The organism is Pseudomonas sp. FSL R10-0056, assembly GCF_009600105.1.
GTDB lineage: Bacteria > Pseudomonadota > Gammaproteobacteria > Pseudomonadales > Pseudomonadaceae > Aquipseudomonas > Aquipseudomonas bubulae.
The window spans coordinates 1-6,593 of sequence record NZ_WIWL01000020.1; the positions used below are offsets into that span (position 1 = coordinate 1).

General features: G+C 60.8%; 5 protein-coding genes and 1 pseudogene. All 6 read right to left on the reverse strand.

Annotated features, from left to right (window positions below):
* Window positions 1-143, reverse strand: a pseudogene (locus tag GHO42_RS01250) (peptide ABC transporter permease); the annotation flags it as partial.
* A 1-nt stretch (window position 144) separates the two neighbouring features.
* A complete protein-coding gene (locus GHO42_RS01255; protein WP_095002843.1) occupies window positions 145-2,022 on the reverse strand; it encodes an extracellular solute-binding protein in 1,878 nt (625 codons plus the stop codon).
* Between the two features lie 136 nt (window positions 2,023-2,158).
* The gene (locus GHO42_RS01260) at window positions 2,159-4,885 is read right to left on the reverse strand and encodes a TonB-dependent receptor (RefSeq protein WP_095018633.1); all 2,727 of its coding nucleotides are present in this window, start codon (window positions 4,883-4,885) and stop codon (window positions 2,159-2,161) included.
* 220 nt (window positions 4,886-5,105) lie between these two features.
* Entirely contained in the window at window positions 5,106-5,507 is a 402-nt protein-coding gene (locus GHO42_RS01265) for a biopolymer transporter ExbD (protein ID WP_016780647.1), read from the reverse strand.
* Window positions 5,507-6,211: a MotA/TolQ/ExbB proton channel family protein gene (locus tag GHO42_RS01270; RefSeq protein ID WP_095002841.1), complete on the reverse strand. Its 705-nt coding sequence runs from the start codon at window positions 6,209-6,211 to the stop codon at window positions 5,507-5,509. The genes GHO42_RS01265 and GHO42_RS01270 overlap by 1 nt, the downstream gene beginning before the upstream one ends.
* A 53-nt stretch (window positions 6,212-6,264) precedes the next feature.
* Window positions 6,265-6,593, reverse strand: a 329-nt coding sequence (locus tag GHO42_RS01275) for an energy transducer TonB (RefSeq protein WP_153380878.1), incomplete at its 5' end; no start/stop codon positions are given.

The following is a 6,593-nucleotide window of genomic DNA, read 5'->3' on the forward strand; positions in this document are numbered from 1 at the left end:
GCGCCACCGAAGCCCTGCAGGCGGGCAATGGCCTGATCCACCGGACCACCGGGGGCGGCCTGCACGATCATAAAGTTGACCACCAGAATGCACAGCAGGGTGGGGATGATGAGTAACAGGCGACGGCTGATGTAATGCAGCATCTCAATGACCCTCCGGCTGTGCGTTGGCCTGGCCATACGCAGCATTGGTTAATGGGGTTTTGCTGACTTCCCACCAGGTGTCCAGGCCTTCGTCGAATTTGGCCTCCCTGGCGGGCTGGCCGAAGCGGTTCAGGTACACCGTCGGGGTGCCGACCGAGTAGTAGTGAGGGATCATGTAGTAGTTCCACAGCAATACGCGGTCGAGGGCGCGGGTGTAATGCACCATCTCCTCGCGGCTGTTGGCCTGGACTACCCCGTCAATCAGCTTGTCGACGGCCGGGTTGCGCAGCACCATGTTGTTGGAAGCGCCCGCCTGGGTGGCGCTGCGTGAGCCAAACATGTCGTACAACTCACGGCCGGGCGAGACGATCGGCTGGCCGCTGCGGGGGAACTGGCCGACCATCATGTCGTAGTCACGGGCATTGGTGCGGTTGATGTACTGCGCCGAGTCGACCTTGCGAATGTCCATGGTGATACCGATCTGCGCCAGCGTACGTTTCCAGGGCAAAACCATGCGATCGAAGCCGCTGGGGCTGTCGAGAAAGGTGAAGCGCAGCGGTTCGCCCTTGGCGTTGACCAGCAGGTTGTCTTTGGGTGTCCAGCCGGCTTCCTTGAGCAGCGCCAGGGCTTGCAGTTGTTTGTCGCGGATATAACCGCTGCCATCGGTTTTCGGCGCCTGGTACACCTGGGTGAACACTTCATCGGGGATCTGCCCGCGCAAGGGTTCGAGAATCTCCAGTTCACGGGCGTCGGGCAGTGCCGTGGCGGACATTTCGCTTTTCGGGAAGTAGCTCTGCGCGCGGACATAGAAGTTGCGCATCATCTGCTTGTTGGTCCATTCAAAATCCCACAGCAGGCTCAGCGCCTCGCGTACCCGGCGATCCTGGAAAAACGGGTTTTGCAGGTTGAAGGTAAACCCCTGGCCGGCACTGGGTTTTTCCTTGGCGAACACGCCTTTTTGCAGGCGCCCGTCGCTGAGCACCGGGCTGGCGTAGCCGATGCTGAAACCGGTGGCGGAGAACTCGCGGTTGTAATCGAATGCCCCGGCCTTGAGCATCTCGCGGGCCACGTCGATGTCACTGTAAAACATCACTTTCAAGCTATCGAAGTTGTACAGGCCCTTGCTGACGGGCAAGTCTTTGGCCCACCAGTTTTTGTTGCGCGCAAAGGTGACACTGCGCCCCGGGTCAACCCCGGAGACCGAATACGGACCGCTGCCCAGCGGTGGCTCGTAGCCGCCACCGGCGGTAAAGTCGCGGGTCTTCCACCAGTGTTCCGGGAGGATATGCAGACTGGCCAGATCCAGCGCCAGGGTGCGGTTCTGGTTGTTCTTGAAGTCGAAACGAATCTGCAGCGGGCCTTCGATGACCCTGTCCTTGACCTCGCCGTAGAGCATGCGATAGCTCAGGCTGCCTTTGGTCATCAGCGTGTCGTAGGTAAAGGCCACGTCTTGGGCGGTGATCGGCGTGTCGTCAGCGAAACGGGCCTTGGGGTTCAGGTAGAAACGCACCCACAGGCCGTCGGGGTCGCGCTCGATCTTCTGCGCGACAAGCCCGTAAACCGTATAGGGCTCGTCCAGCGAGCGGAAGGCCAGGGGGGCATTCACCCATTGATCGACCTGGGCGACACCGGTGCCCTGGTCGATATAGGGTGACAGGTAGGTGAACTGACCGATTTCCATCGATGTTCGACTGAGCGAACCGCCCTTGGGCGCGTTCGGGTTTACAAAATCGAAGTGCTGGAAGTCGGCCGGGTATTTGGGCGCTTCGCCATACACCGTCAGGGCATGGCCGGGCGCGGCGTTGACGCTCAGGCACACGCAGGACAGCACGGGCACCAGCAGCGAACGGAGCAGGGGCAGGAAAAATGCAGACATCATTGGGCTTCCTTGTACCGCGTGTTGAACCATCGACTGCCTGGAAAAATCCCCGCCGCATTGCGCGTTAAAATGCGGCGGGGTCGCGATTTCGCAGTTAACCCGCTACCAGCCGGAGTGAGCCGGCAGCGGTGGTTGCTCAGAAGTGATAGGTGGCACGGGCGAAGAACGTACGGCCCATCGGATCGGCATAACGCGGATCGAAGCCATTCTGGAAGTTGTAGGCCTGGTTGGAGAACGGCGGGTTACGGTCGAACATGTTCTTGATCCCCGCATCCAGGTCCACGGTCTTATTGAAAGTGTAGCCACCGGAGATATCCCACAAGGTGTAAGACGCTACACGGGAGTGGGTGTCCGGATCGGCGTCGTCATAGCCGCTGGTGAAGCGGTTGACCAGCGAGGCCCGGTAGGCGCCCAGGTTCCAGGTGCCGCTCAGCACGTGTTTCCAGCGCGCGACCATGCCGTCATCCTTGAACGCGCCCACTTTGTCGGTGTAGCTGCCGCCAATGGTGGTCTGGTAGTCATAGCGCGACACATAGGTGCCTTGCAGGCCAAGGCCGAACTGGCCGTAGGGAGTGTTGGGGAACTTGTAGTCCAGCGACACGTCAACACCGCTGGTCTTGACAGCACCCAGGTTGGCGAGGCCGGTCTGTACATAGTTGAGCGAACCGTCGGCATTGCGCACATAGCGGTCGGCATAGGCGTTCGGATCGTCAAAGACGGTGGATTCCGGGAACTCGGCAATCTGGTTGGCGATGTGGATCCACCAGAAATCCAGGCCCATCGACAGATTGCGCACCGGTTGGTAGACAAAACCGACGGTCACGTTGCGGGCTTTTTCAGGGGACAGTTCAGTGTTGCCGCCGGTGCGGTTATGGAACTGCTGGCCGCAATCGCGCCCGGCGTTGCCCCCCGGTTGCACTACGCCACCGGTGCACAGGCGCGGATCGTTGTAGTAGCCCTGGGTGTAAGTGGTGTACTGCGGGTTGTACAGCTCGTACAGCGACGGTGCGCGGAAGCCCTCACTGTAGGCACCGCGAACCACCAGCTCCTTGACCGGCTGGTAGCGGAACGAGTATTTCGGGTTGGTGGTGCTGCCAAAGTCGCTGTACTTGTCGTGACGCACGGCGGCTGACAGTTCGAGGCTGTCGAGTACGGGCACGTTCAGCTCGGTGTACACCGCCTTGACGTTACGGTCACCCGAGACACTGGCGTCGGGGTCGGCCCCGAGGCTGGAAATATCCGCGACAAAACCATCGAAGGTCTGGTGGAACTTCTCCTGACGATATTCACCGCCGATCGCCAGGCCCGACGGGCCTGCGCCGAACCAGTCGCCGATCTCACGGCTCATGCGCCCGTCGATACCGGTGACCCGGCCCACCGAGGACATGTACTGGCCATGGTATTGGTGATCGTCGATATAGGCCTGCCCGGCAGGTGTTTGCGGGCCAAACGGGTTGATGATGCCATCAGCAATGCCGTTGAGCATGGCCGCGTCGCTGGCGTAACCGCCAGTCACACTGGAGTTCACCTGATTCTGGTTGTACGAGGCACCGACATTGTAATCCCAGCCCTTGGCCACACCATCGAAGCTCAATACCAGGCGCTGGCTGGTATTCTGGTCTTTGCTCTGGCGGCCACCGGCAGCGGTTTCACGCCAGTTCAGGCCGATCGGTTGCGAGGGATCGAAGGATGGATCGCTGGTGCCCGGGGTTATGCCGTTGCCCGGGTAGTAAGGCGAACTCGGGTCCATGCTGGCGCCAATCAGTGGTGCGGGGGCAACACCCACGGCATTGTTGTTACGGGCCCAGAAATACTCCAGGTTGACGTTGTCGTCATCGGTGATCTTGCCGGTCGCTTTGCCGAAAAAGGAGGTCTTCTCGGTTTCAGGCAGCAGGTCGATATAGTTGCGCGTGTCATAGCGGCATAGCCCCTGGCGCAGGACCAGGTTTGCCCCGTTGCAACCATTGGCCGCCAGCGGGTTGGTATTGATATTGCCCTGGCTCCAGTTGGCGGGGTTGGACGTGCCGGAAGTCTGATCCAGACCGCGGCCCGGTTCGTAGTTACTGGCGAACGTGCGGTCCTTGGCATGCAGGGCGTTTTGCTTGTTATAGCCGGCAACGGCCATGACGTTGAAACGGTCTTTTTCCAGATCGCCGTAGCCCCAGCTACCGCTGATATCGTGGCTATCGCCACCACCACTGGCATCTGCACCTTCGCCGCCCAGTGACAGGGTGCCGTCGGTCATGGATTTTTTGGTGATGAAGTTGATCACGCCGCCAATCGCGTCAGTGCCGTACAAGGCCGATGCGCCGTCGCGCAATACCTCGACGCGGTCAATGGCGGCAAACGGGATGGTGTTCAGGTCTACCGCGGAACCGTCAATGGCGTTATTGCCCAAACGGCGGCCGTTGAGCAGCACCAGGGTCTTGTTGGCACCGATACCGCGCATGTCGGCAAAGGTCGACCCCCCGGTACCGGAACCCACGGAGCTGGCCGAGTTGCGAAGTGACTGGTTGCCCGTCACGCGCTGCATGATTTCGGCCGTGGTGGTCACGCCTTCGTTGCGCAACTGCTCGGCGCGCAGGATGGTGATCGGCACGGCGGTTTCGGCATCCACCCGGCGAATCGCCGAACCGGTCACTTCGACCCGGTCCAGTTGCGTGGTGGCCGGCGCTGCGGCGCTGTCGGTGCTGACCGTGGCCGCACTGACGGCAGCGGACGAATCATCCGTGGTGCTCACTTCGGCTGCCTGCAACTGGCCCGCGCTCATCCCCAGAGCGACCAGATACAACGGCACAAAACGGTGTCGCTGCAAGCTTGCAACGAGCGGCTTGAGGGTAAAACCTGAACTCTTCATCTGCATGGTTATTTCCGGCTTATTCAGACGTTTATTGGAATGGCCTTGTGAGCCCTCATGACTCCAGTTGGGTTGTGTCGACCCGGGCAAAACACTTTTTTCAAGCAAGCCGCTCCCCTGCAGGGGCCAAAAGCCCCTGCGCGGCGTGGGTGGTGCGTGGTTACATCAGGATCAAAAGCCCCTCACCCTGGCCTTCTCCCTATGGGAGAGGGTTGGGGTGAGGGCTTCATCTGGCGGTCATCACCGATATCTTGGTAATGCCCGAGCGTTCAATGGAGGCCATGGCCTTGGCCACCTGGCCGTAGTTGACACCTTCGTCCGCCTGCAACTGCACGCGCACTTCCGGGTCCTGGGCCTTCACGTCCTGCAGGCTTTTTTCCAGCAGTTCGGGGGCCACTTCGTTCTTGGCCAGGTAGAACTTGCCGTCCTGGTCAACGCTGACCACCACCGGGTCCTTTTTTTGCGCCGAGGCCACGGCGTCGGTCTTGGGCAGGTTGATCTTGATCGCGTTGGTCATCATCGGCGTGGTCACGATAAACACCACCAGCAGTACCAGCATCACGTCCACCAGCGGGGTGACGTTCATTTCGCTGAGTACTTCGTCACTGTCCTGGGTTGAGAAAGACATCAGCTTGCCTCCCGCACTGGGGTGCGCTTGTTGGAAATGGCCTGACGGTCGATGGCAAAGGCGCTGCGCTGGGCGAGGGCGTCGAAGTCATGGGCAAAGTCGTCCATGTTGGCCGAGGCCAGCTTGAGGCGACGCAGGAAGAAGTTGTAAATCAGCACTGCCGGTACCGCGACCGCGATCCCCACACCGGTGGCGATCAGGGCATGACCGATGGGCCCGGCCACGGTCTCCAGGCTGGCGGAGCCGGTTGCGCCGATGGTTTGCAGCGCTTCCATGATTCCCCACACGGTGCCGAACAGACCGATAAAGGGCGCGGTGCTGCCGATACTGGCAAGTATCGCCTGACCGCTTTCCAGGGCGCGGCGCTCTTTTTGGATCTGCTGGCGCAGGTTGCGCTCCAGACGATCGGAGCGGTTGATGGTGTGGGCCAGTTGCTGGGTGGTGCGCGGGCTGTCATCAACAATCATGGCTTCAAAACCACTGTTGGCGATGCGGGCCAGGGCACCGGGGTACTGGCTGGCGTGTTCGGCCGCCGTCAGCAGGTCAGGGGCTGCCCAGAAGGCTTTGCTGAATTGCGAGTTTTGCGCTTTCTGGCGCAGGTATTGCGATGACTTGATGAGCAGCAAGGCCCAGCTCACCACCGAAAACAGCACCAGTGCCCAGAGCACCCCGGGGACAATCATGGAAGACATAGACTCGTTCATGGTTACACCTCACACGGCGGCTAAATAAAAGTTAGTGTCGGCACCCGGCTGGGTTATTCCGGCAATTTGAAAGAGATGGTCTGGGTGGCAAATCCTTCGATGGGGGTATCCCCTCGTTTGGCCGGGACAAACTTCCAGTTGCGTACGGCTTCTACAGCCGCGTCATCGAGTGCCTGTTTACCGCTGGATTTGGTGACCTCCACCGTCCCGGCGCGCCCGTTGGGCAGTACCTTGATTCGCAGCACCACAGTGCCTTCCCAACTGCGTCGCAAGGCCAGGGATGGGTACTCGGGCGGCGGGTTGCCAAGGCTGGCGAGCCCCGATACCGCTGCGGTTTCCTTGACCGGACCCGGTGCTGCGGCAGGCGCCGCGGGTGCTGCTG